This is a genomic window from Denitratisoma oestradiolicum, assembly GCF_902813185.1.
GTDB lineage: Bacteria > Pseudomonadota > Gammaproteobacteria > Burkholderiales > Rhodocyclaceae > Denitratisoma > Denitratisoma oestradiolicum.
The window spans coordinates 1,813,185-1,832,471 of record NZ_LR778301.1 but is presented as its reverse complement, the minus strand read 5'-3'; the positions used below and the strand labels follow the sequence as shown (position 1 = coordinate 1,832,471).

At 58.0% G+C, this 19,287-nt stretch carries 20 protein-coding genes; 10 read left to right on the top strand and 10 right to left on the bottom strand.

Annotated elements, in window-relative coordinates:
* Positions 1 to 51 precede the first annotated feature (51 nt).
* Positions 52 to 363 carry a hypothetical protein gene (locus DENOEST_RS08410; RefSeq protein WP_145768958.1) on the bottom strand — a complete coding sequence of 104 codons (312 nt, stop codon included), beginning with the start codon at positions 361 to 363 and terminating at the stop codon, positions 52 to 54.
* A gap of 595 nt (positions 364 to 958) precedes the next feature.
* On the opposite strand from DENOEST_RS08410, the gene DENOEST_RS08405 reads away from it, so the two are divergent.
* The 5 genes from DENOEST_RS08405 (at position 959) to DENOEST_RS08385 (ending at position 7,426) form a co-directional block, all read left to right on the top strand.
* Positions 959 to 1,864, top strand: coding sequence for an AbiJ-NTD4 domain-containing protein (locus tag DENOEST_RS08405; protein WP_145768957.1), 906 nt, complete (start codon positions 959 to 961; stop codon positions 1,862 to 1,864).
* A 23-nt stretch (positions 1,865 to 1,887) separates the two neighbouring features.
* Positions 1,888 to 2,601, top strand: coding sequence for a TIGR02391 family protein (locus tag DENOEST_RS08400; protein ID WP_145768956.1), 714 nt, complete (start codon positions 1,888 to 1,890; stop codon positions 2,599 to 2,601).
* 167 nt (positions 2,602 to 2,768) lie between these two features.
* The gene (locus DENOEST_RS08395; protein ID WP_145768955.1) at positions 2,769 to 4,499 is read left to right on the top strand and encodes an ATP-dependent nuclease; all 1,731 of its coding nucleotides are present in this window, start codon (positions 2,769 to 2,771) and stop codon (positions 4,497 to 4,499) included.
* The gene (locus tag DENOEST_RS08390; RefSeq protein ID WP_145768954.1) at positions 4,486 to 5,904 is read left to right on the top strand and encodes a UvrD-helicase domain-containing protein; all 1,419 of its coding nucleotides are present in this window, start codon (positions 4,486 to 4,488) and stop codon (positions 5,902 to 5,904) included. The genes DENOEST_RS08395 and DENOEST_RS08390 overlap by 14 nt, the downstream gene beginning before the upstream one ends.
* A gap of 76 nt (positions 5,905 to 5,980) precedes the next feature.
* Positions 5,981 to 7,426 (top strand): hypothetical protein, encoded by a 1,446-nt coding sequence (locus DENOEST_RS08385; protein WP_145768953.1) that lies wholly within the window; start codon positions 5,981 to 5,983, stop codon positions 7,424 to 7,426.
* A gap of 879 nt (positions 7,427 to 8,305) precedes the next feature.
* Here DENOEST_RS08385 and DENOEST_RS08380 read toward each other — a convergent pair.
* Genes DENOEST_RS08380 through DENOEST_RS08360 form a run of 5 tightly spaced genes read right to left on the bottom strand, consistent with a single transcriptional unit; the run spans position 8,306 to position 12,816 of the window.
* Positions 8,306 to 9,238: a YcjF family protein gene (locus DENOEST_RS08380; protein ID WP_145768952.1), complete on the bottom strand. Its 933-nt coding sequence runs from the start codon at positions 9,236 to 9,238 to the stop codon at positions 8,306 to 8,308.
* A gap of 53 nt (positions 9,239 to 9,291) precedes the next feature.
* Positions 9,292 to 10,212 carry a cation diffusion facilitator family transporter gene (locus DENOEST_RS08375; protein WP_232096475.1) on the bottom strand — a complete coding sequence of 307 codons (921 nt, stop codon included), beginning with the start codon at positions 10,210 to 10,212 and terminating at the stop codon, positions 9,292 to 9,294.
* Positions 10,199 to 10,948, bottom strand: a complete 750-nt coding sequence (locus DENOEST_RS08370) for a cytochrome c3 family protein (protein WP_145768951.1) — start codon at positions 10,946 to 10,948, stop codon at positions 10,199 to 10,201. Before DENOEST_RS08370 ends, DENOEST_RS08375 begins: the two co-directional genes overlap by 14 nt.
* The gene (locus DENOEST_RS08365) at positions 10,945 to 11,523 is read right to left on the bottom strand and encodes a hypothetical protein (RefSeq protein WP_145768950.1); all 579 of its coding nucleotides are present in this window, start codon (positions 11,521 to 11,523) and stop codon (positions 10,945 to 10,947) included. Before DENOEST_RS08365 ends, DENOEST_RS08370 begins: the two co-directional genes overlap by 4 nt.
* Positions 11,524 to 12,816, bottom strand: a complete 1,293-nt coding sequence (locus DENOEST_RS08360) for a 2Fe-2S iron-sulfur cluster-binding protein (RefSeq protein WP_197970559.1) — start codon at positions 12,814 to 12,816, stop codon at positions 11,524 to 11,526.
* On the opposite strand from DENOEST_RS08360, the gene DENOEST_RS08355 reads away from it, so the two are divergent.
* A complete protein-coding gene (locus DENOEST_RS08355; protein WP_145768949.1) occupies positions 12,815 to 13,174 on the top strand; it encodes a hypothetical protein in 360 nt (119 codons plus the stop codon). The genes DENOEST_RS08360 and DENOEST_RS08355 overlap by 2 nt on opposite strands.
* 27 nt (positions 13,175 to 13,201) lie before the next feature.
* On the opposite strand, the gene DENOEST_RS08350 is transcribed toward DENOEST_RS08355, so the two are convergent.
* From DENOEST_RS08350 to DENOEST_RS08335, 4 genes are read right to left on the bottom strand one after another with little or no spacing between them, the layout of a single operon-like run.
* A complete protein-coding gene (locus DENOEST_RS08350; RefSeq protein ID WP_145768948.1) occupies positions 13,202 to 14,524 on the bottom strand; it encodes a ferredoxin reductase family protein in 1,323 nt (440 codons plus the stop codon).
* A gap of 18 nt (positions 14,525 to 14,542) precedes the next feature.
* Positions 14,543 to 14,956, bottom strand: a complete 414-nt coding sequence (locus DENOEST_RS08345; RefSeq protein WP_145768947.1) for a PepSY domain-containing protein — start codon at positions 14,954 to 14,956, stop codon at positions 14,543 to 14,545.
* 37 nt (positions 14,957 to 14,993) lie between these two features.
* Positions 14,994 to 15,485 (bottom strand): diheme cytochrome c, encoded by a 492-nt coding sequence (locus DENOEST_RS08340; protein ID WP_027458804.1) that lies wholly within the window; start codon positions 15,483 to 15,485, stop codon positions 14,994 to 14,996.
* Positions 15,486 to 15,506: 21 nt separating this feature from the next.
* The gene (locus DENOEST_RS08335; protein WP_145768946.1) at positions 15,507 to 15,908 is read right to left on the bottom strand and encodes a DUF1924 domain-containing protein; all 402 of its coding nucleotides are present in this window, start codon (positions 15,906 to 15,908) and stop codon (positions 15,507 to 15,509) included.
* 187 nt (positions 15,909 to 16,095) lie between these two features.
* Here DENOEST_RS08335 and DENOEST_RS08330 point away from each other — a divergent pair, with 187 nt between their 5' ends.
* The 4 genes from DENOEST_RS08330 (at position 16,096) to DENOEST_RS08315 (ending at position 19,224) form a co-directional block, all read left to right on the top strand.
* Positions 16,096 to 16,422, top strand: coding sequence for a PepSY domain-containing protein (locus DENOEST_RS08330; protein WP_145768945.1), 327 nt, complete (start codon positions 16,096 to 16,098; stop codon positions 16,420 to 16,422).
* Positions 16,422 to 17,084: a response regulator transcription factor gene (locus tag DENOEST_RS08325; RefSeq protein ID WP_027458806.1), complete on the top strand. Its 663-nt coding sequence runs from the start codon at positions 16,422 to 16,424 to the stop codon at positions 17,082 to 17,084. Before DENOEST_RS08330 ends, DENOEST_RS08325 begins: the two co-directional genes overlap by 1 nt.
* A complete protein-coding gene (locus DENOEST_RS08320) occupies positions 17,081 to 18,457 on the top strand; it encodes a sensor histidine kinase (RefSeq protein ID WP_145768944.1) in 1,377 nt (458 codons plus the stop codon). The genes DENOEST_RS08325 and DENOEST_RS08320 overlap by 4 nt, the downstream gene beginning before the upstream one ends.
* Positions 18,458 to 18,744: 287 nt before the next feature.
* Positions 18,745 to 19,224: a hypothetical protein gene (locus DENOEST_RS08315; RefSeq protein WP_145768943.1), complete on the top strand. Its 480-nt coding sequence runs from the start codon at positions 18,745 to 18,747 to the stop codon at positions 19,222 to 19,224.
* Positions 19,225 to 19,287: the final 63 nt, after the last annotated feature.

Below are 19,287 nucleotides of genomic sequence, written 5' to 3'. Positions count from 1 at the left end.
ATGTCGCAGATGTCCAGTGGCCAGTGGACTGGATCGCGCGCGTACGTACAGTCAGGCATGGTTGGATTGAATTTCCAACTTTTCCGTATGTCCATTCGTCCGCGTCACTTTCATGGGGAGATGGCTCTCCGTTCCACCAGTGCGCCGTAATCGATCGATGTACCCCGCCAGATCCTCAACATGAACATAGCGCCGCCGGGCCTGAAGAATGGTGGGGACCGGGAATTTTCCCTTGCCGATCTGATTGTGTGCCGTTCGGAGATTGATGCCGATCTCGCGAGCAGCCACGGAGAGCGGAAGCAGAGAACGGCCGTAGCGCAGGGACAAAATCTCCAGGCTGTTTTCTGTGGTGACGTGGCTCATTTCAGACTCCATTTTGCGACATCGTGATCGTAGCAACGGAGGGTCGGAGCTTGTGACTGAAATGCGACCGTAAAGTACGCATTTCGGGCGGCTCGCGTGATTTACTGTGTCCCAGCACCGATAATGGTGCCAAGGCTGCCACCCAGAATGCCGTCAAAAGCGCCACATGAAATGTAATACCCGCCAGTGACAGCAACTTGCCCCAATGCTGACCTTCGGCCCGTCACCTAATGAAAGGCGGGTACCAAAGTACAGCAGTTGTTCTAGAAATAGCGTTTATCCGCCGTAGCGGAAGCGGTTGAAGAAAGCGCATCGCCATGACGGTGGATAAACCTCGTTGGACGACGTGTCTACACGAAGGTCGACCAAAAGTTCATTAGAATAATGCATTCTGAATTGCCAACACGGACTTTGCTAGAAGGCCCCATGGCGCCACTGGTGGTGACCTTAATGAACCTCACCGACCAAAGGAGTCCAAATAGCGCGTCGCTGTTGAGGCCTCAAGCATGAACACGTTAGTTCTGCCCAGGGAGATGAAATTATTGAAAAGACGCGTCGCCACGATCGTGGTGTGGCCACGAACGGAGTCAACGTGATGATCGACTACTTCAGCGATCGTGAGAACGGTCCACGCACACGCACCGAGCAGGAGATTTCGCCCACGGTCTGGGCGGGCCTCGTGGCAACGGTACAGGCCTTGATCAATAGCGGCGCATTCGGCCTGCGTTTTCCCGAACGCTGCCCGGATGGACAAGCCACTTGCGGCGGCGATGCGGACGCCTTGGCGGCTTCCGTAAGCGCAGAAATGCCGGGTCTGGCTTGGCCGTTGGAGACCGTCTCCATTGACGGGGAGGGCTACTTTGCTGAGCGCCAGCCGTTCGCGCCGGACACCTTGCTCGTCTTGGACTTCATCGAGTTCGTTCACACATCAGTGGCAAAGCCGATCTCCGGGAAGTATCACGACTTCTTCAGTCATCACCACCTGACCTTCGACCAGGAAGCTGGGCAGGAGGACTTCCGCGCGACCGTCAATCGCATATTCGCGCGCAACGGGGTTGCGTTCGAGATGCTGCCCAATGGTCGAATTGAACGAGTGCTCCCGCCTGTGCTTGGCGAAGAGCTGAAACGAACGCTCTTCAATACGGGGGATCGCACGCTCGATAACATGCTGGACGAGTGCCGGGCCAAGTTTTCGGACCGCAATCCATTGGTGCGTCGCGAAGCGCTGGAGCGGTTGTGGGACGCATGGGAGCGTCTCAAATCACTCGCTGACCCGAGCGATAAGAAACGGTCGGTCAAGATCATCCTCGACGCGGTGACTTCTGTGCCGTCGCTGCGGGAGAGACTGGAGACAGAAGCGACAGAACTGAACTCCATTGGAAACAGTCACCTCATACGGCATTCGGAGATCAGCCAGGTGCCGGTGATCGATGTGGATCAGGTCGACTACCTGTTCCACCGCCTGTTCGCGATGATCCAGTTGATGCTGCGAAAGAAGTAGGAAGTCAACCTGGGAGAGACGCAATGCTTGAATGGTACCTGGAGGTAAATGCCCTGTTTCGGGCAATGCGTCAGAAAGCGATCGATGCACAAGGCCTCCTTGCGAGCGACGATAAAGCAGGGGCCAAGTTGATTAATGGCTATTTGAAAGCCGACTATCAACTGCTGCGCAAGCTGTGGACCGGCGCAGGGTTCCCTGAGCACGACATGGGAAATCTTGGGAGGCATATCGGATTTGGCGACGCTAATGATTACGACGACATCCTTGCGCGCGATCTACCCCAGGTTGAGGTGAGGGCAGAAGCGCATGTGCGCGACGCGACGGGCACCAAACCGAGCATAGGCTTCGAGGAACTGCTGCATCCGGTTATCTTCGCGCATGCCTTCCAGCACTATGTGGACGGACACTACCGCGATGCCGTGTTGAACTCCGTCGTTGCAATCTTTGATCTGATGCGAGAGCGCACCGGCCTGGATCTCGACGGCGCGGCTCTAGCGACACAAGTGTTGAGCTTGGAAAAGCCGCACCTGATCCTCAGCGAACTCGACACGGAGTCGGGAAAAAATGACCAGAAGGGGTTCATGCAAATTTTGGTCGGAGCTTACCTTGGCATTCGCAATCCCAAGGCTCATTCGCTAAATCATGATCTCGACCCGGAGAAGGCCGCGCAGTATCTGATTTTCGCCAGCCTTCTAGCCCGGCGGATCTATGAAGCGAAAGACGCTCCGAAGACCTGAGTCGCGCCAGTTGCATCGGTGGTTATCGATACGACCGTGGGCCATTGGAACTCAGGCGATGTCCTGCGAAAGAATGCAGGCAGCGCAAAGAATCGAACACTTCGCAATGTGCTTCTGCACCAGGACTTTCTTAAGCGGAACAGGCCGCATCATCACAGGGGCACCCAATGGCAAGAATAAGAAAGATCGAGATCGCCAACTTCCGTGGCATCAAGCAACTGGTGTGGTGTCCATCGCCTGGCATCAATTGTCTGATCGGCACGGGCGATAGCGGAAAATCCACGGTGCTGGATGCGGTCGATCTGTGCATGGGCGCTAGGCGCAATGTCCAGATTTCCGACGCTGACTTCTTCGGCCTGGACATCACCGCTCCAATCAGCATCACGCTGACGCTGGGCGCGCTGGATGACAGCATGAGTGCGCTGGAAAGCTTCGGTGCGTTTCTGCGCGGCTATCACGCCGCCACGGGCATCGTCGAAGACGAGCCGTCCGCCGGTGCAGAGGTGGTTCTCTGCCTCAATCTGACCGTCGCCAGCGACCTGGAGCCATCCTGGACTCTCATCTCCGACCGCGCTTCCCAGCAAGGTCTGGTGAAGACACTCGCGTGGAAGGACCGTCTGGCCCTGGCGCCGACGCGGATCGGCGCGCTCGCTGACTACAACTTGGGCTGGCAGCGAGGCTCGGTCCTGAACCGCATCTCGGAGGAGCGCGCTGATGCCTCGGCAGCCCTCGTGAAGGCTGCGCGGGATGCGCGCGGCACCTTTGGCGATCAGGCCGAGCTGCAATTGGGAGAAGCGCTGGGGATCGTCGCTGCGACCGCGCAGGAACTCGGCGTCCACATCGGCGCGAAGGCGAGAGCACTGCTCGACTCGCATTCCGTGTCGTTCGGAGGCGGGACCATCTCCCTGCACAACGAGGGCGGCATCCCGCTTCGCAGTCTCGGGGTCGGGTCCACGCGCCTGTTGGTCGCTGGTCTACAGCGTAAGGCGGCCAGCCAAGCGTCGATCGTCCTTTCGGACGAACTGGAGTACGGCCTTGAGCCGCACCGCATTGCTCGGTTTCTCGGCTCTCTCGGAGCGAAGGAAGCGGCCCCGCTGCAGGCGTTTCTCACTACGCATTCGCCAGTGGCGCTCAGGGAGCTGTCGGGCGGCCAGCTCTTCGTACTGCGCCGCAGTCTCCACCGCCACGAGGCCCGCATGGTGGGCACCGATAACGACACCCAAAGCACCATTCGCCTCTATCCCGAGGCCTTTCTGGCTGGCTCCGTGATCGTGTGCGAAGGGGCCAGCGAGATCGGACTCCTGCGTGGCCTGGATTTGCACCGGGTCGAACACGGCGGCGTGTCCCTGGCAGCACAGGGCATTGCCATGGTCGATTGTGGCGGTGGCGAGCCCGAACGCCCCTATGCCCGCGCGGCCGCCTTCCAGTCATTAGGCTACAGGGTGATGGTGGTGCGGGATGACGACAAGAAGCCCACGCCTGTCATCGAACAGGCATTTCTGCAGGCCGGTGGCGCGGTCGTCGCCTACCGCGCAGGACGCGCATTGGAGGACGAACTGTTTGGCAGCCTCACGCCGGTGGCCTGCCAGCACTTGATCAAATATGCCCACGACCTGCATGGCGACCTGATTCACGAACACCTGCGCACCGTCTCTAACAACACGCTGACCGTTCAGGCCGTCTGGGACGAAATCCAGAACACGCAAGCGCTGTCAGTGCCAAGCCGAGCCATGCTCGGGCAGGCGGCGCGCATACGCAAGGCCGGTTGGTTCAAGTCCATCTCTTGGATGGAGGACGTAGCACGGACCATCGTGGCGCCGGACTTGCCGCTATGCGATCCAGGCTTCAAGGCGCTGGTGGACCAGGTATCTGCGTGGGCTGCCCATGGGCCCCGCTGAAATCGACCTGCGCGCGATTGCCCGCGGTACCGTTACGGCACCGGCCGGGTGCGGCAAGACACAGTTGATCGCCCACGCCCTGGCCGCTCACCGAGGTCGCAAACCCATCCTCGTGCTCACGCACACGAATGCTGGCGTGGCGGCACTTCGTGGCCGGCTGGACCGTGCCGGTGTGCCGCACAGTGCCTATCGATTGAGCACCATCGACGGCTGGGCCATTCGGTTGATTGCGAGCTTTCCGGGTCGCAGCGGTCACGACCCGGACATCCTGCGGCTCGCCACGCCGGCGCGAGACTACCCGGCGATCCGCGAATTCGCCTGGAAGCTGTTGCAGGCCGGGCACGTCAGCGAGGTTCTGAAAGCGTCCTACACGCACCTCATTGTTGACGAGTACCAGGACTGTTCGGTGCCTCAGCACTATCTCATCTACTTTCTCTCGCTGATTCTGCCGGCCTGCGTGCTTGGCGATCCGATGCAGGGCATCTTCGGGTTCGGTGGCAACGCGTTGGCCAACTGGGAGCAGCAAGTGTGCGCGCATTTCCCGGTCGTGGCGGAACTGGCCACGCCGTGGCGGTGGCGCAGTGCCGGTGCGGAAGCACTCGGACAATGGCTGCTGGAGGTTCGCCGCCTGTTGGTGGCTGGTCAGTCGGTGGATCTGCGCACCGGGCCACCAGCACATGTGACGTGGGTTCAGACCATCCCGCCCAACGACCACCCGCAGCGACTGGCTGCCGCGCGGACGCTGCCGCCCACCGCCGACGGGCGCGTGCTGATCATCGCGGACAGCCGTAACCGTTCGAGCCAGCAGAACTTTGCAAGCCAGACGCCAGGGGCCTCGACCGTTGAGGCAGTTGATTTGCAAGACCTCATCGCCTTCGGTAATAGTTTCGATGTTGCGTCTGCGGGGGCCATGGGGCAGTTGCTGGCGCTGGCGCAAAGCGTCATGACCAACGTGGGTGTCGCAGAGCTGACACGGCGTCTGGAGTCGTTGGCCCGAGGAACCGCAAGGAATCCGCCGTCCGCAGCGGAGAGCTGTGCCTTGGCGTTCCAGCGCGCCCCCTGCATCGCCGCAGCCGCAACACTGCTGTCAGAGCTGCGTGAGATGCCGAACGTGCGCGTGCATCGGCCCGCCATTCTTTACGGCGTGCTCAAGGCGCTGCGTGGCGCTTCGGCAGGAAACGTCCCGCTTGCGGAGGCTGCCAGGCGCGTGCGCGAAGAGAACCGATTGTTGGGCCGCCCGTTGCCCAAGCGTGCAGTCGGCAGCACGCTGCTGCTCAAAGGGCTGGAGGCGGAAGTGGCGGTGGTGCTGAATACGGAGGGCATGAGCGCACAGCACTTATATGTGGCTATGACCCGCGGATCAATGAAGCTGGTTGTGTGTAGCGCCAGCCCCATATTGGGCTAAGTAGGAAGGGAAAATGGCAAGAGAGAACAAGTTTGCAAGCTCGGGCGGTGCAACAGAGACGCCCGCTGGAAAGCTCATGGAGACGATCGTCGAGGACGTGATCAAGGCGAAGGCGATGACCTTTGCTCAATGGCATGCCCTCAGCGCGAACCCATTGGTTCCACTTGCCATTCCGGTGTCGCAAGGCGGTCAGTATCCGGTCACGCAAGTCGGCGTGGACGCGGCTCACTTGCTGTCACAGCAAAACTGGAAATCACGCGAAGCCCTGCGCCAGACGATTGATCGGGAGGCCTTCATGAAGCTCTCGTTCCAGGCCATCGGGGACACGCTTCGCGACTGCCAATCGCGCCTTCCAACAGTACCGGACGGCCAGAATGAGCACGACGTGCTGCTCGGTGACGATTTTTATGCTGTGCTCGCCGACGACTACCAAGCGCGCTTGCAGCAACTGGCCGCCAGCGCGAGTCCCGACGTCGACCGGCATATCCCTTGCCATCTGTTTCACTCTGATCAGGCTGTGCCGGCATTCGCCGTGGGGCCAGTGCGGTTCCTGCCGAGAGCGGAGTGGCTCGATTCCTTTGTCAAGGACTCGGAGGTCCGCGAGCTCATCCGCCAGTTCGAGGCCCGTGAACTGGACATGGAGGAGTTGACCACTCGATCAGCTGCCACCGAGGGTGGCCGCCGTGCGTCGCATGCGTTGGACGTTCTGCGTACGCTGCGCCATTACAGCTGGGTAGCGACCATCCGGATGGAAGGGCATGAGCATGCGCGGTCTCATTTCAAAGCGTCGGTGGTGGTGGGACTTGCGATTGACGCAATCGGACTGAGGTTCCAGGTCGAGGATGCGCGACGATTTACGAAAGCCGGCCGGCAGCATCTTTTTGCAGAGGACCGGTTCGCGACCACGCTGGACGGCCGGATATTGCGTGGGTCGAGCGTACAGATGCCTGGCCTTGGCGGACGTCCGGGTGCGCTGGCTGCCAAGATGGCGGGCGAGCAATCCTTCCTGGATGCCGCCGGGTGCATCTTGCAGCACTACGTCGATGGACGGCGAAGCGGACATGCGCTGCATCTCGTCGAACGCTGGGCCAATGCGCTGTACTGGGTCGGTGAAGCTCGTCGCGAGGCTTCCGACTTCATGGCAGTGGTCAACTATGGCTGTGCCGCTGACGGGCTATCGGGCGCAGGCGGCAAGGCGAACGATATGAAAAGCTTCGCCGAGACTGCGCTCAGGCCTGAGGGGGAGACCGTGCCCGAGGGCGCGCTCACGGTGGATACCGCCGTCCACAAGGTCTATCGAGAAGGCCGCAACAAGCTCGCCCACGGCGAAATGTCGGGGCTGCTGGAGGATCTTGCAGAGCCGCGTGCAGTCGGCGAAGCGCTGCTGTCGGCGCTGTTCGATGTTGTGACGCCGGTGCTGGCTGATCTCTTGCAGTACGAACCGAACCTCCCGAAGCTCGATGAGAAGCTGGCCTATCGTCTGCTTGAGGCAAAACTGGCAGCGCGGAAAGTGATGACATGATCGTTACTTGCGAGGCTGGAAAGCCTCCGGAACGTGCCGCCAGTCGGTGGCCTCCAGCAGATCGCGGGACACGACGGTCTGGCCGTTGTCGGGCCTGCCTGACCGGCAGCATAGTGGCCGGTTGCTTCCATATTGCCTGCACCGAAACGCCCGAGATTAATCGTGTCGCCATTGCAGTATTATCAGTGGCGGATTCATTGGCGGGATTGGAGCAGCAGTACGGACTGCACTATCCGTTTTGGATTCGTGACGGTATCAGCGAGGTGAAAATCTCTTCGGTATTTACGTGCGTTTGATCTGCTGTCGGCTACTATTTCGGCGCTTGAGAGCGGTTTCAGACGCAATAGTCTTGAATAGTCAGTACGAGATCGAATTTTTGTCATCGCCCGGAAACCCGCATGAATACTAAGCGTTCTTCTGAAGACGGTATTGAAGACGGTATTGAAAGGGATGTCTCTGATGAAACCCAGTAACGGCAAGGCTTACAAGGCCATTGTAATAATAGAGTGGGAGTGACTGGCAAAGACGAGCAACATCTAGCAACGTCTGGCAAATACAAGCAGCCGAATAGCTGGTGAGGGGAGCAAGCTACTGGCATTGTCTGGCAACATCGGGCAGTCATAAGCAACGACCAAATGATGGTACACATCATTTTGCTTTGACTATGAGCGATTGGTAGGTCATCTATTTGCTTTACTATCGAGTCGTAGCTGTCGGAGGCCGATCGGCCAATCCGGCTGTTGGCCCGAAGGGTAATGTCGGACGGCAATGTACCGGTCACCTGTCGTTCAGGTCAGGTGTAAATCTGACTTGAAGCTTCCTCAATTGGCATCGATAGCATTGCAACAATCCTTGAAGCAGGAAACAACAATCGGTGGGTCACACCCCGCGCACCAAATTCATTACCTGCCCCAAGTCCAGTGATTGTGCCTTCTGTTCGATCTGCGGTAGATACTGTTGTTGCAATTGCTTTGCAGGAGTCAGCAGGCTCTGGAAAGTTTCCTGCAACAACGCGGTGCTCATGCTCCGACCACCGGCGTAATAGCGCTTCGCCACCTGACCGAGCGCATAGGTGGTGGCGAACGAGAAGACCATGCCGGTGGCAGCGCGACCGACCTTCCCGAAGGTCTTTCCTGCCGCCTTGCCCAGCAAGCCGCCCAGCAGCTTTCGGCCGAACTGCTCTAGATACTGAGACGTCAGCCCAACTCCAGCGGCGGCGATGAACTCCTTGATGTGCCCTTGATCCAGTTCGATCCCATGTGCCTTACCGATGCCATATACCATGCGGATCTGGAGCGGAATAATCGCCATCGATGCCCAAGACTGGGGTAGCAGTTCGAGTGCTCCGTTAAGCAGGGCGCTGTTGAGGATTGTCTTGTCCAGTTCAGCATCCAGGGGGCCGACTTGTTCCAACGGCTTCACAGGCAAATCGGCGGCGGAAACAATTGGATCGATGGCCTGTTCGATTGCACTGGATTGGCCAGCGTCGAGATTCAGAAAACGCTTGAGTTCGTCGAGGAAGGCGCGTTCGGCCGGACTCATGCGCCCGTCAGCCTCGCAGACGCAAACAGCCATTTCGTAAGCGAACTGACGCTGCCCGATATCGGAAAGTGTGCCTGCCGCCGTATCCAGCGACAGGCGTTTGAGCAGGACGTCTTGATACAGACGGGCCATATCTAGGCCAGGGGTGCCTTCGGATAGTGATTCCGCAATGCGTTTTACCTCTTCGCGTTCACGGTCGTCCTTGACGCCATCGGCAAAGGCGGCATGCAGGCACAGGGCGAGGATGGAACGTTGTTCTTCGAGTGTCATGTGATTATCCTGGGGAAGTTCAGAAGCGGGGGCGGTCGCCAGCGAGGGCAGGCTTACCTGGCCCGATCAAGTGCCTGATCATCCATTGAACATGGATCATCTATCGGCTCCAGATGGGAAGTGATGTGGCAGTTGGGGATCGCTGTCCTCAGGTCACGCTCAATTCGCTCAACCCAGTCATGGGCCTCCTGAACTGACCATTTCCCCGGCACTAGCGCATGGAAACTGATGAACGACCGTCGTCCAGCCTGTCGTGTCCGCAAGGCGTGATAGGCGATGCCCTGTTCGATGTAGCGATCGAAGACTTCGGTAATGAGGCGCTTTTGCTCTGGCGGCAAAGCAGTGTCCATAAGCCCGGAAGCTGAGCGCTGCATCAACTGCCATCCCGTCCAGACAATGTTCGCGGCAACGAGCACTGCAATCGTCGGATCCAGCCAGTTCCAGCCTGACATCGCCACAAGTCCCACCCCAAGGATGACACCAACGGAGGTCCAGACATCCGTCATCAGGTGGTGGGCATCAGCTTCGAGCGTAATGGACTGATGCTCGCGGCCTGCCTTCAATAGCAAGCGTGCCACAAGCAGGTTTATGACTGAGGCCGCAACTGAAACAACCAATCCAATGCCGACAGCCTCGATCGGCTGGGGATTTATGAATCGTTCGATTGCCGTATAACCAATACTGACGGCTGCCAGGACAATCAGGAAACCCTCGAAGGCGCTGGAGAAATACTCGGCCTTACCGTGTCCGTGTGGATGATCCTCGTCGGCTGGTTGTTCCGCCAGCCAGAGCATCCACAGCGCCATGAGTGCGCCCGCCAGATTGACAAAGGACTCGATGGCATCCGAGAGTAAGCCAACCGATCCGGTTAAATGCCATGCCACCCCCTTGAGCAGGATGGTCGCAATTGCGGCACCAATGGAAATCCACGCATAGCGTTGCAAACTGGGTACGGCCGAGTCAGTCATCATCATGCTTTTTGCCGCGCTTCCCTTTCCCCTCACGCTCCCTTCCTGGCATTCGAATATCGTGTTCGTCGGCATTCTTGTGGCACTCGACACAGTTGTCAAAGTCACGGATGCCTTCCTCGATATGCTCGCGGCGGATTTTCTGCTGTGAATGCTCGTGGCAACCGTAGCAGGTATAGCGGCTGTAATCGTTGCGGACATGGCAGGTCGCGCATTTGACGTTGTGGTCGCGATCCAGTTCGAAGTACTTCGCGTGATCGAAGGTGGCCGGCGTCCATTTATCCTGGCCATGGCATTGACTGCAATTACCCGTGATCTGCTCGTGGAGACTGTCCTTGGGTGACTTGTGGCAGCCCTGGCATTCATCGCGCGTCGCTTTTTCCAGCAGGCGATGGTTGAAATGGCCGGTCGGACGGAATCGTTTCACACCGGCATGATCGCTATGGCAGGCGATGCAGTCCGAGCTGATGAGTTTTTGGTGGAACGGCGTCGACGTCAGAGGCTTCTGGACGGGCAACCCGGCAGTGGTGAGTTTCCCTATCTCCTCCGGCTTGTGACAACTGACGCAGCGCTGTGATTCGGCACCGGTTAAGGAGGCGTGACAGGCAAAGCAGTCTGATTCCAGTTTTGCATGGCCAGGAATCAACTTGCCGGGGCCAACCATCAGGTGGGGATAGACGAAAGCCAGAATGGCCAACACAATCAGGTTGGCAGCAAGGATCCACTTCAGCGTGCGGTTCATACCCAGCCCCAGAACAAAAAGATGCTGATGATGTGGCCCAGTGCCAGGACAGCGAAGACGATGAAGATCGGGATATGGACTTTGCGCCACTTGGTCATGGCATCCAGGGTGACCGCATCCCAGAACACCGCGCGCTCAATATCCTCTTTGGACATCCCCCGCAGTTGGTAGTGGTCACGCTGCCCCAGAACATGCTCACGCGAACGACCGAGAAGTAATTTTCCTACCATACCGCTGATGACATTCACGCCCATCGCCACTGTAGCCAGCCAGGGCAGGATGGCGTTGAAATGAATGCCCGCATGCAGCAAGACCATCAGGGAACCCAGCCAGGTACCGACTTCGTGCATGCTGAGCCAGGATTTCATATTGCCCGAGGTGATCATCTTGCGCTTGCGTAACGAATAGATCAGGGAACCGATGATGAGCAATGTTCCAGGGATGCCCAGGTAGCGCCCGATCCAGACCAGATTGAAGCGGTGCAGCAGATAGTCGCCCACCAGGGTCGCCACACCGAGCAGGCTGACCAGCAACGTGAAGGGAAGGATATGATTGCGCCAGAGGTTGTTGGTCATCTAGGCCTCCAGAGTTACGCTGGTTTTCGGGGTGCAACTACACAGCAGGCAACTTCCTGGTTCGGGATCAAAGTCTGGCGCATGACCGTAAGCCACTTCGCCTGCTTTGATCGTGGTTTGGCAACATCCACAACTTCCCGCCCGGCAACTGGACTCAACTTTTACCCCATTGGCCTCAGCGAAATCCAGCAAACTCCCCATACCCGGCTGCCAGGGAATCTGTTTGCCCGATTTGGCAAAGGTGACGACGATGTCGCTTTGTGTTGCTACCACAGGTTCAACGGCTGTCGGGTTTGCCGAGCGCTTGATCGATGCCGGGCCAAAGGCTTCGTAGTGGATGCGGCTCTCCGGCACGCCCCAGTCTTCCAGGCCCAGGACGAGGCTTTCCATCATTGGCGTCGGCCCGCAGATGTAGAAATGGTAGGGTTTAAGGGGGAGTTCCGTCCTGAATAACGCGACATCCACGCGCCCTTGATGGTGATAGACACGCCCCAGTTGATCGCCCGGCAAGGGGTCACTGAAACACAGCCGCAGATGGAAGTTCGGGTAGGTCGCGGAAAGGGCTTCGAGATGGGATCGCTTGATCGGCTCGTTGCTGTTACGCACGCCGTAGTAGAGCCAGACTTCCCGTCCCGGCTGTTCGGCCATGCACCAGTTGAGCATGGACAGCACCGGGGTAATCCCGATACCGCCACCGATCAAGACGACCGGTGCATCACTGCGGTCGATATGGAAGTGACCGCCAGGCGCGCGGACTTGTAGCACGTCACCCACCTGGACGTGGTCATGAAAGTAATTTGACGAGCGGCCCGGGGGGTAAGCGCTGCCTGCCGGTGCGGGGACGCGCTTGATGGAGACGCGGTAAAACCCTGCGTGGGGCGCATCGGACAAGGAGTAGCAGCGAGTAATCTGCTCTGTATGGCCGTCGGGCGCGGGTACGTCGAGACGAAATGTCAGGAATTGACCTGGCTTGAACTCCGGGAGCGGCTGCTTGTCTTCTGGTACCAGGTAAAACGAGCAGATGGATTGGGCACCGTCCTCGATTTCCTTGCGATCAACCCGAAAACTCCTGAAACCACTCCACGCCGCGACAGATGCCGGCTCGGATGCTGAAGGCAAAGTTTCTTTAACGGGAACGGCCATTCCCCCATCAGACCCCACGCCTGTGCGCAGCGCCTGATACTCACCCCAATGCCGCCAGAAGCTGATACCCAGCCACAACGCGATTTGCAGCGTAATCCCCAATACGATCCAGAGGAGCAAGGAGGCAGAGGTCATTTCAGGTGGCATCATGATTCTGGCAGTCTTTCACGTTCAGCTTAAGGAACCCTTAATCAACATCCGTTTGACATCCGCTTCAATCATCATCGTGCTCGCGCCCTTTCGAGCGATAATCACGTCGATCATCCTTGGGCAAGGGCTTATCACCCCACGCCGCACGATACGCCTCGGCAGAAGTGAAACGGCATTTTTTGTTTGCTCCAACTTTGCTCAGCAACAAGGTATTCGGTTTGGCTGGAATGCCGGTATGCGCCTGAATCTGTTCCCTGATTTGATCGCAGGATTCCGCTTGGACCTCAGCGGTGGCGGCATGTACGGTCGTCATGGACAAGGCAAGCAGGATGATCGAGATGGCTTTCATGATTTGTGATTCCTTGGGTCTGATGGATAAAGGGTGTCACCGCATTTCAAATGCTTCTTGATGAAAACTGAACCTGCCTTGCCCGATACGCCCGAGTTCATGCTTGAGCTTTTCGGCCAGACCTTGAGGCCCGCAGAACCAGATTTCGGACCGGCGTGAGGCGGCCTGCGCCGCAACTACATCGGTAGCGCTCAATGTTTCACCCTGTTGGGCGCCATGAATGTGCAGATGGATGCCAGGCAACGCGGCGCAGCTTGCCTCGAGACGGGCGACAAAGGGGTCATTCGCTCGATCGCGAGTGCAGTAGTGAAGATCCGCAGAAACTGGGCTCGACGTCTGTTGCAAGGCATCCAGCCAGGCGAGGAACGGCGTCACTCCGATCCCGCCAGCAATCCAGATTTGTTGGGCGTTCGAATCCTGCCGGGCCATGTCGAAGCGACCATAAGGCCCCTCAACCTTGACGGCATGACCAACCTCCAGTCGCTTGCCCAGGGTGCGGGTGTAATCACCCAGCGCCTTGATCTGGAAACTAATGCTTCGATCACCCCGATCCGCACTGGCGATCGTGAATGGATGCGCCCCCTCCTTCTCATCGAAGATAATGAAAGCGAACTGACCGGGGCGATGGCCTCGCCAGTGGTTGTCAAGTTGGCAACTGACGGTAAGCACATCCGGGGCAGTTTGCTCAATGGCTGTCACGGTCCCGCTGGCGCGGCGTGCTTTCCCGATGCGACCCACCAGCGAGTACAGGGCGCCATAAATTCCGGCAGCGCCAAGCAACGCGATGAGAATGCCGACGGGCTGGGTCCAGTAATCTGTCGGAGCGAGCATAGCTGCATGCAGCGCCAGCATCAGATAAAGCACCGGCATGGCTTGATGAACAACCCGCCAGGTTTTATAGGGAAACCGCTTCCATAAGGTGATGACCAGCATCGCCAGCACAAGATAAAACGCCCACTCCCCCATGTCCTTCGCCAGGTCGCGCATCACTTCCAGGAAGCCGGTGAATTGCTCCTTCGGTATGCGGCCTTCGCGTCCGACCATCGCTTTCAGAATGTCTCCGACGATTTCCTCTACCAGCCAATGGACTACGGCGAAGCTCACCGCGAGAATGCCGGCCCATTTATGGGTCCGATAGACTCGATCCATACCGCCCAGCGGGGTTTCTAGCCAAGCGGGACGTGTGGACAAAAACATCGCCAGTGACATCAAAGCGATCGATAGCAGGCCACTCAGATAGAGCGCTTCCTGCCGGATTACCCATGGCAGAGTGCCGCCACTGCTTCCACCTGTGGCAAGCACATCCATTCCCCAGGCGACGGTAACGATGGCGAGAAGCAAGCCGAGCAAGATTTTCATGTCAGAACTCCTGATGGATCATTTTCCAGCGGCCGGTTGAGGGTTTCCCGGTTGGGGCAAGTCATCACGGCAGCGTCGTTCGTTGCAGTCAACCGAATTGCGCTGATTGTTTTTTGCATAGCCACCGTCGTGGGTGTTGTATTGGTCACGCTTGACGTCACGCTGCCGCTGGTCGATGACCTCGCCCGTTTGCGGATGCACATACAACTTGATCCGCCGACCCGTCTGGTCGGTGGCCTTGGCCTCATAGCTGCCGCTTTCACGCTCGATCTTCTCGATATTTCGATAGCCGGCAGATTCCAGTCTGGCGTGCACTTCGGGAATCGATAGCCATCTCGCTTTGTCGGTATTGACAGAGCGGACATCCTGAGCATGACTCGACATGGAGAAGAAAACAGTGGCAAGCAATGCAGTGATGGTTAATGGTTGCATGGTGAAATCCTCCTGCTCAGGAAAGTGTCTGAAATGGTCATTCTTCGTAATAGCCTTGCTCTGCTGCGGTGTGGCAGGCGATACAGTTCGCTTTGGTGCGCACTTCCTTGTGGCGCCACTCCCAATCAGGAACTTTGCGATGTTCGCTCACCCATTTGGGCAATTCCGTGATGCGCTGTGGGGTGGCCCCTGAGGCAACGCCCTTGAGCAATTTGCTGCTGTAGCGCTGGCCACCTGCATCACCTGCATTGGCAACGAGATAGCTCGTAATCTTCTCGGCGGTGGCCGGATCGAGGCTGGCGTTGTCGCCGAAATGCTTGTCCAGTTCGCCCATCATGCGTTGCCAGGATCGCGCCGGGAGCATCGATGGGGCAAAGGCCAGGTGGCAACTACCGCACTCCTCCTTGACGACCGGGTCGGTAACAGGCGCGAAGAAATGACGGTCACCGGCCTGGGCACGGGCTAATACAAGGGCAGAAAAAGCCAAGGTCACGAGGCCAATGGCAAGCGGGCGGTAGGGAATGCGCACGGGAGTCTCCTATGAATGGGATTACTGACCGATCACGAAGGTGAGCCAGTCACCTTTTTCCTGCGGGGTACATTCGCGCCCTAATACTTCGGTGCAATTGCGCTTGAACCATTTTTCAACTTTGGCCGGATCGGTATAACGCGTTGGCGCCACCGACACAGCAACCGGTTCGATGGTCTTGCCGGTCAGCGCCCGACCCGCACCCCGGGTGTCCTTGCCGTGACAGGTGGTACAAGACGGCGTATCAGGTTTTCCGCCGGAAAAGGTCTGCGTATGCAAGGCCTGGCCGCGTGCCGCCGAAAAACCGCTTGCCTTGGCGGCTGCCGCATACTGGGCCAGCAGGTCTTCGCGAGGACCGGCAATGGTGGCGGTGCTGAGTATCATGGCAACAATTCCTGAGGTGACGACCAACATGTTCTTCATGCGTTTCTCCTGGCGGTTATCGGACTGTGGAGCGCACTTTGCGCCACCCTGTCTGAATGAATGCTGAATCGCTTGTTCATCCTGCGTTCATGTTCAAAGCGCTAAAAGATCAGCCTGGAAAACTGTGGAGTTAAATATGTCGTCGAGAATCACCACCCAATGGCGTCCTACACTGACAAGCGTCATCATGTTGATGATGCTGGCGATGTTGGGCATGGAAGTCAGTTACGCAGCAGATAACGCTGACCATGACCGTGCCCGTCAAGCCGTTGAGGCTGGAGATGTTCTGCCTTTGCGGACGATTCTTGATCGGCTCGATCACGAGTATCCCGGCCAGGTCATGGAGGTTGAACTTGACCGCGAAAAGGGCGAGTGGGTTTATGAAGTCAAGTTATTGCGCAAAGGAGGTGTCTTGATGAAGCTGAAGATTCTCGCTCGCGACGGCACCATCCTCGGCTCTAAGGAAAAGCCGGGCAAATCGCATAAACCAAACGACCAGGGAGAGCCCCGCTGATGCGCATTCTGGTTGTCGAAGACGAACCAACGCTGGCCACACAACTTGTTGAAGGCATTCAGTCGGCCGGCTATGTCGTCGATGTGGCGCATAACGGGGTCGATGGCCACTTCATGGGGGAGACCGAACCTTACGACGCCATCGTGCTCGACATTGGCCTGCCGCAGATGGATGGCATCACGGTTCTGAAGAAATGGCGTGCGGCAGGGCGTACCTTGCCGGTCCTGATCCTGACGGCACGCGACACATGGCGGGAGAAAGTGGCCGGCATCGATGCTGGTGCGGATGACTATCTAACCAAGCCCTTTCACATGGAAGAACTGCTGGCCAGGCTTCGCGCCCTGATTCGCCGTGCCGGCGGACATGCTAGTACCGAGTTGGTTTGCGGTCCGCTGACCCTGGATACCCGCAGCAGCCGTGCCAGCGTGGATGGAACTGCCCTGACGCTGACGAGCCATGAATACCGGGTTCTCGCTTACCTGATGCACCATCCGGGTGAAATCGTCTCCCGTGCGGAGCTGACCGAACATATTTACGCGCAGGATTTCGATCGTGATTCGAATACGGTCGAGGTATTCATCGCGCGCTTGCGCAAGAAATTACCGCCGGGCCTGATCGAAACCGTGCGCGGATTGGGCTACCGGCTCAACAAAGCACAATGAACTTTGCCTTCTTACGCAACTCCCTGCGTATACGTCTCTTGGCGGGCACGCTCGTCTGGATCGTCATTTCGATTCTGGTTGCGGGCTGGGGGCTTGGCCAACTCTTTCATCAGCATGTCGAAGCCCAGTTCGATGCGGAACTGAAAAATCATCTGAATCAACTTACGGCCCAACTGATTCTCGATGAACAGAATCTGGCCCAAGTACGATTACCTCCGAGTGACCCGCGCCTCAACAAACCCCTGTCCGGTCTGTATTGGCAGATCGATCGCATCCCCGCTGCGGATGAGCAACCCATCAAGGCTGTTTTGCGTTCCCGCTCACTGTGGGATGAAACATTGACTGTCCCGGCCGATACCCCGGCGGACGGAGAGATTCATCAGCATCGGATTGAAGGCCCCCAAGGAGTTGCTCTAAGAGTGGTGGAACGTACCGTCACCATTGACACTCACTCCCTGAGGTTGATGGTTGCGGCCAATGAAAGTCTGATGACAGAGCCTATCGAGGACTTCAAAGGCCATCTTTGGATGGCGCTGGGCATACTTGGAATGGGATTGACGCTCGCCGCTTTGATGCAGGTATTCGTCGGGCTTGCTCCACTACGTAGCATGCAAAACGCCCTAGGACGTGTCCGGCACGGAGATGCCCGAAACATGGAAGGCACCTTCCCGAACGAGATCATGCCGTTGGTGAATGAGTTCAACACGGTGCTGGCGCAAAACGCTGAAGTGGTCGAGCGTGCCCGAACGCAAGCCGGCAACCTTGCCCATGCGCTTAAAACGCCACTGAGCGTCCTCGCCAATGCCGCCAATGCTCCCGAGAAGCGAGATGACGATTTGGCACGTCTGGTCGCATCGCAAGTCGATACCGTGCGCAAGCAGGTCGATTACCACCTGAGCCGGGCACAGGCTGCCGCATCGGTACAAGTTCCGGGCATACGCACTGCCGTTGAGCCCGTCATACGGGGTCTGGTACGGGTGATGCAACGTGTGCATGCAGACCGTCAACTCGAGTTTGTCGTGCTTCCTGATCAAGCCAATCTGGCATTCCGCGGTGAGGAACAGGATTTACAAGAAATGTTGGGAAATGTGATTGATAACGCCTCGAAGTGGGCCAGATCACGGATCGAGATTCAAGTCTCGGACGAGTCCGGCAAACTCCGGGTGCGCATCGATGATGACGGCAAGGGCATAGCCGAGACCGAATGCGATCATGTACTCAAACGAGGGGTTCGCGCGGATGAGCAGGTTCCCGGTACGGGGCTGGGGCTTGCCATAACCGCCGACTTGGCGCGAATGTACGGTGGTGATTTGGTGTTGGCTAAATCCTCATTGGGCGGGCTTCAAGTCTCGTTGATACTGCCGGCAGTTTGACTCTCACCATTGCACTCGCCAGACTGAAGATGGCGCCGTGGGGTTCGCTGCAGAAAACGAAGATCGTGTCGGAATCCATCCCGTGGGATTTGCTTAACACCCCAAGCAACACGGTAGTTTTCGGTAGAAGTGAACCAGCATTTTGTTGTTGTACACACTGGGTTGTTTGTTCATCCGGCGTTCAGCTTCGATGAGCATAATTGGCCAAGCTGAAGAAGCGATATCGTCGGAATCATTGCCAATTGAATGCTCCCATCAACCATCATCCGTTCTGGAGAATCACACCCATGAAACCCTACCTTCTCACCGTCCTGACTATGCTGACCCTTGCCGCTGCCGGCCCATCCTTCGCCGCGAACGAAGCCCACGACCATGGCCACGGCACGACGTCCGCCACCTTGCAACTCAACGCCGGCAAGAAATGGGAAACGGACGCCCCGCTGCGCAAGGCTATGGGTGACATTCGCCAGTCGATGGCTTCCTCGCTGCACGCGATTCATGAGAACAAGCTGACGTCCAAGAGCTACGGGGCGCTGGCAAAAAAAGTGGAGGATGCAGTTGGCAATATGGTTGCCAAATGCAAGCTCGGCACCCAGGCCGATGAGCAACTGCACCTCATCATCGCCGATTTGCTCGCCGGCGCCGAGCAAATGGCGGGCAAGGTGAAGCAGGCCAAGCGTATGGACGGTGCGGTCAAGGTTATCGGCGCGCTCGACAACTACGGCAAGTATTTCGACGACCCAGGTTTCCAGCCAATCGCGCACTGAAAGTCGGGGCGAGACGCGACAAGCCGCCGTCCCGCCGGCACCGACTTTTTACGTATGATTGGC

Excerpts from the sequence above, each read along its gene's own strand:
- DENOEST_RS08410 (WP_145768958.1), bottom strand. The coding sequence starts at position 363 with ATGAGCCACGTCACCACAGAAAACAGCCTGGAGATTTTGTCCCTGCGC.
- DENOEST_RS08405 (WP_145768957.1), top strand. The coding sequence starts at position 959 with ATGATCGACTACTTCAGCGATCGTGAGAACGGTCCACGCACACGCACC.
- DENOEST_RS08400 (WP_145768956.1), top strand. The coding sequence starts at position 1,888 with ATGCTTGAATGGTACCTGGAGGTAAATGCCCTGTTTCGGGCAATGCGT.
- DENOEST_RS08395 (WP_145768955.1), top strand. The coding sequence starts at position 2,769 with ATGGCAAGAATAAGAAAGATCGAGATCGCCAACTTCCGTGGCATCAAG.
- DENOEST_RS08390 (WP_145768954.1), top strand. The coding sequence starts at position 4,486 with ATGGGCCCCGCTGAAATCGACCTGCGCGCGATTGCCCGCGGTACCGTT.
- DENOEST_RS08385 (WP_145768953.1), top strand. The coding sequence starts at position 5,981 with ATGGAGACGATCGTCGAGGACGTGATCAAGGCGAAGGCGATGACCTTT.
- DENOEST_RS08380 (WP_145768952.1), bottom strand. The coding sequence starts at position 9,238 with ATGACACTCGAAGAACAACGTTCCATCCTCGCCCTGTGCCTGCATGCC.
- DENOEST_RS08375 (WP_232096475.1), bottom strand. The coding sequence starts at position 10,212 with ATGATGATGACTGACTCGGCCGTACCCAGTTTGCAACGCTATGCGTGG.
- DENOEST_RS08370 (WP_145768951.1), bottom strand. The coding sequence starts at position 10,948 with ATGAACCGCACGCTGAAGTGGATCCTTGCTGCCAACCTGATTGTGTTG.
- DENOEST_RS08365 (WP_145768950.1), bottom strand. The coding sequence starts at position 11,523 with ATGACCAACAACCTCTGGCGCAATCATATCCTTCCCTTCACGTTGCTG.
- DENOEST_RS08355 (WP_145768949.1), top strand. The coding sequence starts at position 12,815 with ATGATTCTGGCAGTCTTTCACGTTCAGCTTAAGGAACCCTTAATCAAC.
- DENOEST_RS08360 (WP_197970559.1), bottom strand. The coding sequence starts at position 12,816 with ATGATGCCACCTGAAATGACCTCTGCCTCCTTGCTCCTCTGGATCGTA.
- DENOEST_RS08350 (WP_145768948.1), bottom strand. The coding sequence starts at position 14,524 with ATGAAAATCTTGCTCGGCTTGCTTCTCGCCATCGTTACCGTCGCCTGG.
- DENOEST_RS08345 (WP_145768947.1), bottom strand. The coding sequence starts at position 14,956 with ATGCAACCATTAACCATCACTGCATTGCTTGCCACTGTTTTCTTCTCC.
- DENOEST_RS08335 (WP_145768946.1), bottom strand. The coding sequence starts at position 15,908 with ATGAAGAACATGTTGGTCGTCACCTCAGGAATTGTTGCCATGATACTC.
- DENOEST_RS08330 (WP_145768945.1), top strand. The coding sequence starts at position 16,096 with ATGTTGATGATGCTGGCGATGTTGGGCATGGAAGTCAGTTACGCAGCA.
- DENOEST_RS08325 (WP_027458806.1), top strand. The coding sequence starts at position 16,422 with ATGCGCATTCTGGTTGTCGAAGACGAACCAACGCTGGCCACACAACTT.
- DENOEST_RS08320 (WP_145768944.1), top strand. The coding sequence starts at position 17,081 with ATGAACTTTGCCTTCTTACGCAACTCCCTGCGTATACGTCTCTTGGCG.
- DENOEST_RS08315 (WP_145768943.1), top strand. The coding sequence starts at position 18,745 with ATGAAACCCTACCTTCTCACCGTCCTGACTATGCTGACCCTTGCCGCT.